Genomic DNA, 12,370 nt, shown 5'->3' on the forward strand with positions numbered 1-12,370 from the left:
GTCAGTTCCCTATAAACTTATATAGGACAAACAATAAAATGCTGGGCACAATAATGCCCAAACTTGCGTGAAATGTTTTATTGACCATAAATACCCAAATGAATACTGCTGTATGTAGGGTAAATGCCAAGAGGGTTGCAGACATGGCTGCACTTGTACCGTACGCCATAAAATATTGTGCAATTAAGATGGCCAGTAATGCAGAAAGCACATAACCACCCAATAAAGCTAAAACGAAGCGATAGAAAATCATACAACGATAAGCCAATAAGGCGGGTTTAGTTTTGACTTTTGAAGTGTGCGAAGAAGTCGCAACAGGAGTGGTCATCGTATTCATTTGAGAACTTTTCATCATGCTGGAGTGAAGAGTGGTGGGGTGTACATTTAATAATGTAAATGATAACAATTATTGTTTATATTTAATATGCTAAAAACGATATAATTTAAATATTTAGTTAAAAAGAATCTTTTTAAAAGACAAACATGTTTTTAATTTATTTCATTTGAGGATAAGAGTTGTTGAACAAAGCATTTTTATGGAGTTAATAAGTTTTAATAGCAGCTATTATGCTATTTAAAAAATTAAATCATCTAGCTAAGTAGCTTATTAACAAATTAATAAACATGAGATGGATTGAATTAGAAATACATTTAAATAGAACAATAAGGAATGTTTGGGTATTTAATTTTTAGAAGTGCATAAATAAAAGCAAAGATGATGAGGAACAATGAAGTAATAAAAAAGCAGCGAACAAAGTCGCTGCTTTTTAACTTTAAATGATTTTAAGATTCTTGTTGGATACCTGCAACCAACCAATCTTGGTTAGAACCTGCAGGTTTGGTGAAGTGCCAAACTTCTGCAAAAGGTTGCGGTAAGCTGTTTAAATCTTCGCTTACAGTACCAGTGAAACGTACACTGACTACGTATTGACCATTTTCAGTGGCAGAATCTGTCACCATTGCATTCAGGTTAGAAAATTCAGCTACATCTTGATCTTGGTTAGTCATAATGTCGTTATGCATTGACTGATAAAGATTAGGTGTTAAATAACGTTGAATCTCAGTGATGTTGCTTGCCGTATTCATCGATTGAATATGATTAAAACGCTGACGAGCAACACGCAAGAATGCGGCAGGTTCAGTACCATCAGGTAATTGATTACCATTGCTGGTTGAAGCTGCACCAAAAGGGGCTTGGGTTGAAGCAGCGGCAGAACCACCTACTGATTGACCAAAAATATTGCTATTGTCATTTGAAGTACGTGGTGCTGCGTTTTGCTGACCGAACGGTGCTGTATTTCCAGCATTGTTCGGTGCATACGGGTTGTTAGCGGTTAGTTTTTTTTTTGCTCCGAATTTACGGAATAAGAAGAAAGCAACTGCAGCAGCTAAAAGAATCCAAATCCAACTTGGAAGTCCACCTTTTTCTTCTTGCTGTTGGGTTGTAGCATCAGCACCGCTTGCAGCAGAATTATCATCTGCCATCGCATTTGCTGCAACTGCACCAATCGCAGCACCAGCAACACCAGCAGCAACCATACCACCTACACCCGGACCTGATCTTTGTTGTGCAGGTGCTGTAGTCGGTTGTTGAGCAGGAGCAGCTTGACGCGGTTGTTGGTAAGATTGGCTTGGTGCGGCAGAACGGCTCATGCCATGGCTTTTACCACCACCTGCACGTTTTGCTTCTGCTAATGGCGCAACCATTAAAGCAGCCATTAAAATACCCGTCATCAAACTACGCTGTCGAACTTCCATTGATTTTATCCTAAATAAAAAATTAAATAATAGCCTTACATTTATGCAGTCATTTACATCGAATTTCAATATCAAATTGATGTTTTTTTTATATCACTGTTTATATGCTTAAGCTTAAGACAATTCTTCACTTAAATTCATGGCTTCGCTGAGTGCTTCATGCAGCCGTGCCACAGAAATAATCTGAACATTGGGAATCGGTTTTTGTGGGGCATTGCCTCTTGGTAAAATAATATATTTAAATCCATGTTTAATGGCTTCTTTTAAACGCTCCTGACCATTAGGTACAGGACGAATTTCTCCTGATAAACCCACTTCTCCAAATACAGCCAATTGTTGAGGCAATGCTTTGCCACGTAAGCTAGAGGCACAAGCCAGTAAAACTGCAAGGTCTGACCCTGTTTCAGTGATTTTTAAACCACCGACCACATTGACATACACATCTTGTCCTGAAGTCTGTACTCCACCATGACGATGCATCACAGCAAGTAACATGTTCAAACGATTTTGTTCTAAACCCAGTGCTACGCGGCGTGGTTGTCCATGTGCATCATCCACCAAGGCTTGAACCTCGACCAATAAAGGACGCGTACCTTCACGGCTAATCATGACAATGGAACCAGGAATAGCTTCATCATAACGGCTTAAGAAAATAGCGGATGGATTGGAGACTTCACGTAAACCTTTATCGGTCATACCAAATACACCAAGCTCATTGACCGCACCAAAACGGTTTTTGACCGCACGAATCATACGGTAACGTGAGTCGGATTGACCCTCAAAATATAGAACACAATCGACCATGTGTTCTAAAACCCGCGGACCGGCTAAAGCACCTTCTTTGGTTACATGCCCCACAAGGAAAAGTGCTGTACCACTATTTTTAGCAAAACGAGTCAGGAGTGCGGCAGATTCTCGAATTTGAGAAACACCACCTGGTGCAGATTGTAATGTTTCGGTATATAGCGTTTGAATTGAATCTAGAATCGCTACTGCAGGACGCTCTTGTGCTAAAACTTCACAAATACGTTCCACACAGGTTTCGGCCATAACTTTAAGATGATCAGTCGGTAGATCAAGACGGTGCGCGCGTAAAGCCACTTGAGAAAGTGATTCTTCGCCTGTGACATAAAGTGCGGCACTTTGTGCTGATGCCATGTGCGTTGCGGTTTGTAGAAGGATTGTGGATTTACCAATGCCAGGGTCACCCCCAATAAGAACAACAGACCCTGTGACCAGCCCGCCCCCTAAGACGCGGTCGAATTCTCCAATACCGGTCATTAAACGCGTTTCATGTGAAACAGAAACTTTATTTAAAGTGGTAATTTTTGCCGCTTGACCTGCATATCCACCGCCTATTTTCGGTTGAGCGCGATGGGTCACGGTTGGTTCAATACGGACTTCAGTTAAACTATTCCATTCTCCACAATCTATACATTGACCTGCCCATTTAGGATGATCCGTACCACATTGTTCGCAACGGTAAACAGTTTTAACTTTGCTCATGGAAAGAGTATCTATATATTAAGAAGATTGATGAAGAATGTAGCAATAGCTGTATGGAAATACAATTTTTTGCCGTTTATTGGGTCAAACTTTATATTGGCATAGAAACTGCTTTATCAAAGGAAATGAAAAACAGGAAAATAACATGGAGTGGAACTGGGTGAAAAAACAGCAGATATCGCATTTGATTGATATAAAATGAGGCAAATGCTCAAAAATCTTTATTCCTCTATTTAAAATTGAGCTACTTTTACCCTACAAAATTTGAGAGACGAAAATAAAAATGTCAAATGAACACTATCCTTCATCTGCTGGGAACGGTGAGCTTCAGCGAAGTTTATCGAATCGACATTTGCAACTTATTGCGATTGGCGGGGCAATTGGTACAGGTCTGTTTATGGGCTCGGGTAAAACCATCAGTCTAGCAGGGCCTTCAATTCTCATTATTTATATGATTATTGGTTTTATGGTTTTTTTCGTCATGCGTGCGCTTGGTGAATTATTATTATCTAACCTAGAGTATAAATCTTTTATTGATTTTAGTACTGATTTGATTGGGCCTTGGGCAGGCTACTTTGTGGGTTGGACCTATTGGTTATGCTGGATTACCATTGGTATTGCTGATTTATCCGCCATTATTTATTATCTACAATTCTTTAATGGAGGACTGCCCTTTAGCCCGACCGAAGGGGTGATGCTTAGCGTCGCGGCCATTTTCTTTATTATGGGACTGAACTTGGTGACCGTCAGATTGTTTGGCGAGCTCGAATTTTGGTTTGCTTTAATCAAGATTATTGCGATTGTGGTCCTCATTGGCGTAGGTTTGTGGATGATTTTTACTGGATTCACCTCTACAGCAGGTGAGGTGGCATCATTCACGCATTTGTGGGCGCATGGTGGTGTATTCCCAACAGGTGCGACAGGCTTCTTAGCAGGTTTCCAGATTGCTATTTTTGCCTTCGTTGGGGTGGAGCTGGTCGGTACAACCGCAGCTGAAACCAAAGATCCTGAAAAGAACTTACCTAAAGCAGTCAACTCAATTCCAATCCGAATTATCATTTTTTATGTGTTGGCTTTAGTGATTGTAATGTCGGTGACGCCATGGAATCAAATTGATCCATCAATTAGTCCATTTGTGAACTTATTTAGTCAAGCCGGAATTGCGGCAGCAGCCATTATTATGAACTTGGTGGTATTGTCTTCTGTCATGTCTTCTATGAACAGTGGTGTATTTTCGACCAGTCGTATGTTGTTTGGTTTGTCACGTGAACAGCAAGGGCCAAAAGCGTTTGGACATTTAAATAAACGTGCTGTTCCTGCGAATGCTTTGTATTTTTCAGCAGTGTGTTTGTTGTTGGGCGCCGCACTTCAGTACTTCGTACCGAATACGATTGAAGCTTTCACTCTAGCGACAACATTATCGACTATTTTGTTCATTTGTGTGTGGTTGATGATTATCTGGAGCTATATTGTTTACTATAAAACTCGTCCAGAATTACATGCAAAATCAACCTTTAAACTACCAGGTGGTTTGTTTACTTGCTGGGTCGTCATCATCTTTTTTATTGGGATGATTTATGTGTTGTCACTTGAAGCAGATACCATGAAAGCGCTCATGGTAAGTCCAATCTGGTTTGTTATTTTAATCATTGGTTACTTTGGTTTCTACAAACCAAAAAATAAATAAAGCTTTTGGTGTGAAAACGTCAGTTCAAAACTGGCGTTTTTTTTTCACTCACGATAATCTCTAGCGTTTAATCCTTTGGTCACGGCTGTGATCGAGTTATACTTCTTTGAAAATATAGGATAGGTGGTCAGATGCGTCTTGTCATTTGCTACATCAGTTTATTGCTAACAGGTTTTAGTCTTGTTGGTTGTGGTCAATCTGGAACTTTACATTTACCGAATGACCCAAATTATGACAAACGTGCTCAATATTTGTTATATCCCAATGTTGATTCAAAACAGCAATCTGAGCAGAAATTAGCATCAGAGCAAGAGAAAGTTTCCGAACAGAAAGAAGTTACCGTACCGGATACTGAATCGAATTAGTCTTCAAATTCTCGAACTTTTTAACCGCTTAACACTTTCATAGAAAGGATAGATTCATGAGTTTTACCCGCATTGATGGGGTTTTGCACGCAGAGCAATGTTCTTTGCAACAACTTGCGCAGCAATTTGGCACGCCACTTTATGTTTATTCAAAAGCAACTTTTGAAAAGCATTATCTTGATATGGATCGTGCATTTGACTTTATCGATCATCAAATTTGCTTTGCGGTAAAGTCGAACTCGAATATTGCGGTATTGAATGTATTGGCGAAGCTAGGCGCAGGTTTTGATATTGTGACAGGCGGTGAATTGGCTCGTGTACTCAAAGCGGGTGGAACAGCTTCTAAAATTGTGTTTTCGGGTTTGGGTAAATCAGAAGCAGATATTAAAAAAGCGTTGGAAGTGGGCATTGCTTGTTTTAATGTTGAATCGTATGCAGAGCTAGATCGCATTCAAAAAGTTGCGGCTGAACTGGGTAAAAAAGCCCCAGTTTCATTACGGGTCAACCCAGATGTTGATGCGAAAACACATCCATATATTTCAACGGGATTAAAAGAAAATAAATTTGGTATTCCATCCGATACTGTGTTTGAAACTTATCAATATGCAGCATCATTAGCAAATTTAGATGTGGTGGGTATTGATTGTCATATTGGTTCACAACTCACTGAAACTCAACCTTTTGTCGATGCCCTTGATCGCGTGATCATCATGATTGATCAACTCAAAGAGTTGGGTATTCACTTAAAACACATCGATATTGGTGGTGGTTTAGGGGTGACTTATAAAGATGAGATTCCACCGACTGTTGCTGAATATGCCAATGCATTGAAACCTGCTTTAGAAAAATTGGGCTTAAAAGTCTATATGGAGCCAGGACGGAGTATTTCTGCCAATGCGGGCGTATTACTCACACAAGTGGATATACTTAAGCCCACCAATCATCGTAACTTTGCGATTATTGATGCAGCTATGAATGACTTGATTCGTCCAGCTTTGTACGAAGCATGGATGGACATTCAAGCTGTTACACCCCGCACTGATGTTGAAGAAAAAGAGTGGGATGTCGTCGGGGCGATTTGTGAAACGGGTGATTTTCTAGGCAAAGAACGTCAGCTCGCGATTCAAGAAAATGATGTTCTTGCGGTGATGGGTGCAGGCGCCTATGGTTTTGTAATGAGTTCAAATTACAATAGTCGCGGTCGTGCGGCTGAAGTGATGGTCGATGCTGATCAAGCGCATTTAATTCGTGAACGTGAAACCGTAGAATCATTATGGGATAAAGAGCGCTTATTGCCTTAAGGAGTAATTCGAGATGTTTTTAGAATTTACCAAAATGCATGGCCTAGGCAATGACTTTATGGTGGTGGATCTGATTAGCCAGCGCGCATATTTGGATAGTATAACAATTCAGCGTTTAGCAGATCGTCATTTTGGAATTGGTTTTGACCAACTCCTTGTGGTTGAACCACCTGATTTACCTAATGTTGATTTTAAATATCGTATTTTTAATGCTGATGGTTCTGAAGTTGAACAGTGCGGTAATGGCGTGCGTTGTTTTGCTCGTTTTGTACATGAACGTAAATTAACAACAAAAACTAAAATTAAAGTACAAACCAAAGCAGGAATAGTTGAACCAGAACTTGGACAAAATGGGTGGGTACGCGTAAATATGGGTTATCCCAAATTTTTGCCTAAGCAAATTCCATTCCTTGCAGATGAAGCTGAAAACTTATATAGCTTGCTTTTAACCAATGATGAAAGTTTAACCATTGATGTCGTCAATATGGGTAATCCGCATGCAGTAACGATAGTTCCTGATGTGTTGAAGGCTGATGTGGCAGGAATGGGGCCTCAGATTGAGTCGCATGAGCGTTTTCCACAACGCGTTAATGCAGGTTTTATGCAAATTATGGATGAAACACATGCACGTTTACGAGTGTTTGAACGGGGAGTGGGCGAAACCTTAGCGTGTGGTACTGGTGCATGTGCAGCGGCAATTTCTGGTATGCGCCGTGGTTTACTGGCCAATGCAGTGGAAATTGAATTGGCAGGCGGTAAGCTTCAAATTGAGTGGCGTGAGGGTGAAGTGGTCTGGATGACCGGCCCAACTACAAATGTCTATGAAGGTCGAATCGATCTCAGTTTTTATCAAGCATAATATTTTAAAAACCCTGAATCATCAGGGTTTTTTTATATGTGTTTTCAGAATGAGGTGGTTGGTCTGAAACACATCAAAATAGAGATATGAAAAATGACACAAAAATCCCCACAATTGCTGTTCCTGCCAGGAGCATCCGGTAACAGGTCATTTTGGTATCCACTGATTCGGTGTTTAAAGACATCTTATTCCCATAAAATCATTGCTTATCCAGGATTTGGTGATACTCCTATACAACCAGAAATTCAAAGTTTTGAAACCCTCACAGAGTATGTTTTAAATCAAATCGAAGAACCTTCAATATTGATTGCCCAGTCCATGGGAGGGATTTTTGCAGTCGCTGCAACATTACAAAAACCCGATCTAATTAAAGGATTAGTACTGATTGCAACATCAGGTGGAATTAATCTAGAACCCTTTCATGCACGAGATTGGCGTCAAGATTATCAGCAGCAGTATGAAGATTATCCTGATTGGTTTATGCGGACAAATGTGAACTATGAAACCTTATTATCTGAAATTCAGCTGAATATTTTACTCATTTGGGGAGATTGTGATCCTATTAGTCCAGTGGCAGTAGGTAAACATTTACAAAATCAGTTTAAAGATGCACATTTGAACATTATTCAAGGCGGTGATCACATGCTGGCAGAAGCTCACGCCGATGAGGTGGCGCTTTTGATACAGGATTATTTATTGAATAATCCACACATAGGGATGGAAATTTAAAATGAATTATACATCAATACAATTACTCTCTATGTGGTTGAAAGAAAGAGAAATTCAAAATCAGTCGAAACATACTTTGCAAGCGTATCAGCGTGATGTTTCCGATTTTTTGAACTTTTGTGAAATTAAAAAACTCAGTTTAAATAATATTGAATCCACCGATTTACGTGAATTTTTAGCACAAAAAGTTGAACGCCATCAACTCAGTTCTAGCAGTTTACAACGGCTTTTATCCTCTATTCGTCAGTTTATGAAATGGGCCGAACAAGGACAATATTTGGCTTTTAATCCTGCCGATGACTTTCAGCTCAAACGCTTTCCTAGACCCTTACCCGGTATGGTTGATATTGAAACGATTAATCAAATTTTAGATCAAGCTAAACCTGAAAGTGAAGTTCAACAACAAATGTGGTTGCGCGATAAGGCAATTTTAGAGTTGCTCTACTCGAGTGGTTTACGTTTGGCAGAAATACAAGGTTTATGCATTCGAGATATTGATTTTAATCGACAATTATTGCGCATTACAGGTAAAGGAAATAAAACCCGAGTGGTTCCTTTTGGATCAAAAGCCAAAGACGCAGTTATGCAGTGGTTAAAAATATATCCGTTATGGAATGGTGATTTTGTACCAGAAGCCAATGTATTCATCACCCAAAAAGGTAATCCATTGGGCGCACGCCAAATTGAAAATCGCGTCAAATTTCAGGCACAACGTGCTGGGGTTAATATTGACTTACATCCACATTTATTAAGGCATTGTTTTGCGAGTCATATGTTGTCAAACAGTGGTGATTTAAGAGCTGTACAGGAAATGTTGGGGCATACAAATTTAACCACCACGCAAATTTATACGCATGTTGATTTTGATCATTTGGCTAAAGTCTATGATCAGGCACATCCGCGAGCACACAAGTCCTGACTTGATTAAGAGTGAATGTTTGTAATAAATAAAGAGATTACTGGTTTACTGCAAAATTCAATTTTAAAACTTTTTAATAGAATTTTTTACAGGGTGAATGTGGGGAAAATCATAGAATTGCGAGAAAGTCATTGCGGATTAATAGAGAAATTTGAAAATAGAAATTTAAAATTCATCAATCTGGAATAAGACTTGCTTATTCTTTGTAAGCCTATTCATCCATAGACGGACAACTTAATTTATTCTATAAATTAATGCCGAATAAAAGGTCGTATTTCATTTTTGTGGAATAAAAATAAGATAGTCTGCAGAAAAAATGAAAAATGCACAGCAAGAGGATAGAAAAAATGACCAATATTGAACAGAAATATGCACAACTCACTGCGGCTCAAAAAGATATTTTTGCCGGTTATGGCTTACGTCAGGTTAAGCATTTTGTAGAAATTAGTTTACCCAATATAGAGCCGTCATTACCTGAAAATACTCAGGTACAAGGCGTCAATGCAGAAGGTAAAGTTCAGGCGATTAATTTAGATACCCAACAAGTGTATATCTGGATTTCTGACCTGCAATGGCAGGAACGTCAAGTGAAAGCTATGCATATTGATTTAAAAGAAGATATCTTAAAAATTTGGGAAATATTTAATCTTCAAGCCTATGAATTGATTGATCTGAGTCATATCCACCGTGACTTTTTAAATCAATTATACGTTTAGCTTAAAATGTTGAGTCACTGATTTTGACCATTAAAGGCATACCAAAATTCAGGTTTAATTTGTGAAGCGTTAAAGATTATCTAATGGCAGTTGAAAACTTTGTTTAATAATCTGGCTTGGCAAATCCGTTTTGACACTGGTAATGCCATTTTTCTTGGTTAAATGAGTAGATTGAAACTTACGATAACTTTCTAAGTCAGGAACCACGACTTTAAGCATTGCATCGCATTCGCCCAAAATAATGTAGCACTCCATCACATGAGGCAGCTCTTTCATGGCTTCAATAAAGCCATCTATCGTTTCAGCATCTTGGCCAACCAGCCAAATACGTGAAAACAAAATAAGCGGTAAGCCAATTTTCTGTGGGTCTATCACCGTGGTGTAATTTTGAATGACACCTGATTCTTCTAATAATTTGACCCGACGTAAACATGAAGAGGGTGAAAGTCCTATTTCGCGGGCAAGATCATTATTTTGCATACGACCATTTTGTTGTAAAGCCCGAATAATATTTTTATCGGTACGATCCAATTTTATTGAAATAGAATGAGAAGATAATTTCATAAATTAGAATTTAATGCGAAAAATAACTTTAATTATAGAATATTTAGCATCCTATTTTGTACTGATTATTGAATACTAATTTTCACTTTCAAACGCGAGAAAGGGGAAAGAAAATGTCAGTATTTGTGCTCTTTGCTTTAACAGTTATTCCGCTGATTTTTACACCTGGACCAGACATGCTTTTTATTTTGTCACAGGTGGTAAGTCAAGATGCAAAAGCTGGCATGAAAGCGACAGTGGGCATTTGTCTGGGGTATTTAGTCCATTCTGTATTTGTGGCACTCGGTATTGCTGCGATTATCGTTTCATTTCCAGTATTGTTTGAAACAATCCGTTGGTTAGGGATTGGTTATCTTTTATTTTTGGCGTTTGGATTAATCAAATCAGTTTTCAATCAGAAGAAAATGACTCTTATAAAAGCAAATACTGCACAACCGATTCAAAAAGGTTTTTTTACAGCGTTATTGAATCCGAAAGGAATATTGATTTATTTTGCAATTTTACCGCAATTTATAGACAAGACAGGTGATACCGTAACTCAAGGTCTAATTCTCTCATTCATCTTTATTGGTTTAATTTTTGTGGTGTATTGCAGCTTAAGTTTAATTTTGGCCAAAATTACCCAAAAAACTGAAATGAATCAACGTAAACAAAAATGGATAGATGGCGGTTCAGGCGGATTATTAATATTGGCGGCCGCTTGGTTAGGCATGAATTAATCAATAAATAGAGAGCATGTGTAAAAGCATGCTTTTTTATCAAGCAAATTTATGGAGTAAACTTAATTTGTTACACCTTAAATGGTAAAAAAAGCATAATTTTAGAGCAAATATCAAAAAAAAAATTCATCAATCTGTCTTAAATGACAGGCTAAAATAAGTACTATTGTGCAAGAAAGGTAAAAATTTGACGTACTAGAAGGATTGAAATTAAAGATTTTATCAGAACATTTGATGAAGTTAATCAGATAAAAATATAATAAAAATCAATATTTAAAAATGAAAAAATAATGAGTAAATTCATCTTAATAAAAAAATTACAAAAAAATATGAACGCTAAGGTCAAGAATTTTTATCTATTTTAAGCTTGTTTCGATAATTGTGACTTGACCGAAATGCCAAACGCATTGCAAGATAGGGCACCTAAAAATTTTAAGTGAAGAGTTACACTCACTTTTCTCAACATTTACTTTTGTTAAAACAGCCGAGGATTACATGAAGGCTCTTGTTGCTGTAAAACGTGTGGTTGATGCCAACGTTAAAGTTCGCGTAAAACCGGATAACACTGGGGTTGACCTGACTAACGTTAAAATGTCGATCAATCCATTCTGTGAAATCGCAGTGGAAGAAGCGGTTCGTTTAAAAGAAAAAGGAACAGTTTCAGAAATCATTGTGGTTTCTATCGGTCCTAAAGAAGCGCAAGAACAAATTCGTTCTGCAATGGCGCTTGGAGCAGATCGTGGTATCTTGGTAGAAACTGCTGATGAGATTGGTGCACTTGAAGTGGCTAAAATCTTAAAAGGCATTGTAGAACAAGAAAAACCAGAACTGATTCTTTTGGGTAAGCAAGCGATTGATGATGACTCGAATCAAGTCGGTCAAATGCTCGGTGCTTTACTGGGTGCTGGTCAAGGTACATTTGCGTCTGTTGTAAATGTGGCTGGCGACAAAGTTCAAGTTACGCGTGAAGTCGACGGCGGTTTACAAACGGTTGAACTAAACCTCCCTGCTATTATTACCACTGACTTACGTTTGAATGAGCCGCGTTATGCTGCTCTGCCAAATATTATGAAAGCGCGTAAAAAGCCGCTTGATACCAAGTCTCCTGCGGATTATGGCGTTACAGGTACAACTCAACTTAAAACTGTTAAAGTTGAACCACCAGCAGAACGTAAAGCTGGCGTGCAAGTAAAATCTGTAGATGAGCTTGTTGAAAAACTTAAAAACGAAGCGAAAGTGATCTAATA

Annotated in this window: 13 protein-coding genes; 9 read left to right on the top strand and 4 right to left on the bottom strand. The window is 38.5% G+C overall.

Annotated elements, in window-relative coordinates; translation table 11 throughout:
* Nucleotide 1: 1 nt before the first annotated feature.
* From H0S58_RS04150 to radA, 3 genes are all read right to left on the bottom strand, one after another.
* On the bottom strand, nt 2-355 hold the full coding sequence (locus H0S58_RS04150; RefSeq protein WP_171256880.1) for a hypothetical protein: 354 nt from the start codon (nt 353-355) through the stop codon (nt 2-4).
* 428 nt (nt 356-783) lie between these two features.
* On the bottom strand, nt 784-1,758 hold the full coding sequence (locus H0S58_RS04155; protein WP_195727233.1) for a Tim44 domain-containing protein: 975 nt from the start codon (nt 1,756-1,758) through the stop codon (nt 784-786).
* 114 nt (nt 1,759-1,872) lie between these two features.
* Nucleotides 1,873-3,264, bottom strand: a complete 1,392-nt coding sequence (radA, locus tag H0S58_RS04160) for a DNA repair protein RadA (protein ID WP_053578366.1) — start codon at nt 3,262-3,264, stop codon at nt 1,873-1,875.
* Between the two features lie 283 nt (nt 3,265-3,547).
* Here radA and H0S58_RS04165 point away from each other — a divergent pair, with 283 nt between their 5' ends.
* The 7 genes from H0S58_RS04165 (at nt 3,548) to H0S58_RS04195 (ending at nt 9,840) form a co-directional block, all read left to right on the top strand.
* Nucleotides 3,548-4,951 carry an amino acid permease gene (locus H0S58_RS04165; RefSeq protein WP_195727234.1) on the top strand — a complete coding sequence of 468 codons (1,404 nt, stop codon included), beginning with the start codon at nt 3,548-3,550 and terminating at the stop codon, nt 4,949-4,951.
* A 131-nt stretch (nt 4,952-5,082) separates the two neighbouring features.
* Nucleotides 5,083-5,316, top strand: a complete 234-nt coding sequence (gene lptM / locus H0S58_RS04170) for an LPS translocon maturation chaperone LptM (RefSeq protein ID WP_195727235.1) — start codon at nt 5,083-5,085, stop codon at nt 5,314-5,316.
* A 56-nt stretch (nt 5,317-5,372) separates the two neighbouring features.
* The gene (lysA, locus tag H0S58_RS04175; protein WP_195727236.1) at nt 5,373-6,617 is read left to right on the top strand and encodes a diaminopimelate decarboxylase; all 1,245 of its coding nucleotides are present in this window, start codon (nt 5,373-5,375) and stop codon (nt 6,615-6,617) included.
* A gap of 13 nt (nt 6,618-6,630) precedes the next feature.
* The gene (gene dapF / locus H0S58_RS04180) at nt 6,631-7,476 is read left to right on the top strand and encodes a diaminopimelate epimerase (protein ID WP_195727237.1); all 846 of its coding nucleotides are present in this window, start codon (nt 6,631-6,633) and stop codon (nt 7,474-7,476) included.
* Nucleotides 7,477-7,569: 93 nt separating this feature from the next.
* Nucleotides 7,570-8,205, top strand: a complete 636-nt coding sequence (locus tag H0S58_RS04185) for an alpha/beta fold hydrolase (protein ID WP_195727238.1) — start codon at nt 7,570-7,572, stop codon at nt 8,203-8,205.
* Between the two features lies 1 nt (nt 8,206).
* A complete protein-coding gene (gene xerA, locus H0S58_RS04190; protein WP_195727239.1) occupies nt 8,207-9,124 on the top strand; it encodes a site-specific tyrosine recombinase/integron integrase in 918 nt (305 codons plus the stop codon).
* Nucleotides 9,125-9,471: 347 nt separating this feature from the next.
* Complete coding sequence (locus H0S58_RS04195) at nt 9,472-9,840, top strand: hypothetical protein (RefSeq protein ID WP_409140022.1); 369 nt, start codon at nt 9,472-9,474, stop codon at nt 9,838-9,840.
* A gap of 69 nt (nt 9,841-9,909) precedes the next feature.
* On the opposite strand, the gene H0S58_RS04200 is transcribed toward H0S58_RS04195, so the two are convergent.
* Entirely contained in the window at nt 9,910-10,404 is a 495-nt protein-coding gene (locus tag H0S58_RS04200; RefSeq protein WP_195727240.1) for an Lrp/AsnC family transcriptional regulator, read from the bottom strand.
* 113 nt (nt 10,405-10,517) lie between these two features.
* Here H0S58_RS04200 and H0S58_RS04205 point away from each other — a divergent pair, with 113 nt between their 5' ends.
* Together H0S58_RS04205 and H0S58_RS04210 are read left to right on the top strand one after the other, a co-directional pair.
* Complete coding sequence (locus tag H0S58_RS04205) at nt 10,518-11,123, top strand: LysE family translocator (RefSeq protein ID WP_195727241.1); 606 nt, start codon at nt 10,518-10,520, stop codon at nt 11,121-11,123.
* A 495-nt stretch (nt 11,124-11,618) separates the two neighbouring features.
* Nucleotides 11,619-12,368, top strand: a complete 750-nt coding sequence (locus H0S58_RS04210) for an electron transfer flavoprotein subunit beta/FixA family protein (RefSeq protein WP_053578356.1) — start codon at nt 11,619-11,621, stop codon at nt 12,366-12,368.
* Nucleotides 12,369-12,370: the final 2 nt, after the last annotated feature.

The sequence above is a fragment of the Acinetobacter sp. TTH0-4 genome (genome assembly GCF_015602665.1).
GTDB lineage: Bacteria > Pseudomonadota > Gammaproteobacteria > Pseudomonadales > Moraxellaceae > Acinetobacter > Acinetobacter albensis.

What these genes read in the sequence shown, in the direction of transcription:
- H0S58_RS04150 (WP_171256880.1), bottom strand. Translation starts at nt 355, where the DNA reads ATGATGAAAAGTTCTCAAATGAATACGATGACCACTCCTGTTGCGACT.
- H0S58_RS04155 (WP_195727233.1), bottom strand. Translation starts at nt 1,758, where the DNA reads ATGGAAGTTCGACAGCGTAGTTTGATGACGGGTATTTTAATGGCTGCT.
- radA (WP_053578366.1), bottom strand. Translation starts at nt 3,264, where the DNA reads ATGAGCAAAGTTAAAACTGTTTACCGTTGCGAACAATGTGGTACGGAT.
- H0S58_RS04165 (WP_195727234.1), top strand. Translation starts at nt 3,548, where the DNA reads ATGTCAAATGAACACTATCCTTCATCTGCTGGGAACGGTGAGCTTCAG.
- lptM (WP_195727235.1), top strand. Translation starts at nt 5,083, where the DNA reads ATGCGTCTTGTCATTTGCTACATCAGTTTATTGCTAACAGGTTTTAGT.
- lysA (WP_195727236.1), top strand. Translation starts at nt 5,373, where the DNA reads ATGAGTTTTACCCGCATTGATGGGGTTTTGCACGCAGAGCAATGTTCT.
- dapF (WP_195727237.1), top strand. Translation starts at nt 6,631, where the DNA reads ATGTTTTTAGAATTTACCAAAATGCATGGCCTAGGCAATGACTTTATG.
- H0S58_RS04185 (WP_195727238.1), top strand. Translation starts at nt 7,570, where the DNA reads ATGACACAAAAATCCCCACAATTGCTGTTCCTGCCAGGAGCATCCGGT.
- xerA (WP_195727239.1), top strand. Translation starts at nt 8,207, where the DNA reads ATGAATTATACATCAATACAATTACTCTCTATGTGGTTGAAAGAAAGA.
- H0S58_RS04195 (WP_409140022.1), top strand. Translation starts at nt 9,472, where the DNA reads ATGACCAATATTGAACAGAAATATGCACAACTCACTGCGGCTCAAAAA.
- H0S58_RS04200 (WP_195727240.1), bottom strand. Translation starts at nt 10,404, where the DNA reads ATGAAATTATCTTCTCATTCTATTTCAATAAAATTGGATCGTACCGAT.
- H0S58_RS04205 (WP_195727241.1), top strand. Translation starts at nt 10,518, where the DNA reads ATGTCAGTATTTGTGCTCTTTGCTTTAACAGTTATTCCGCTGATTTTT.
- H0S58_RS04210 (WP_053578356.1), top strand. Translation starts at nt 11,619, where the DNA reads ATGAAGGCTCTTGTTGCTGTAAAACGTGTGGTTGATGCCAACGTTAAA.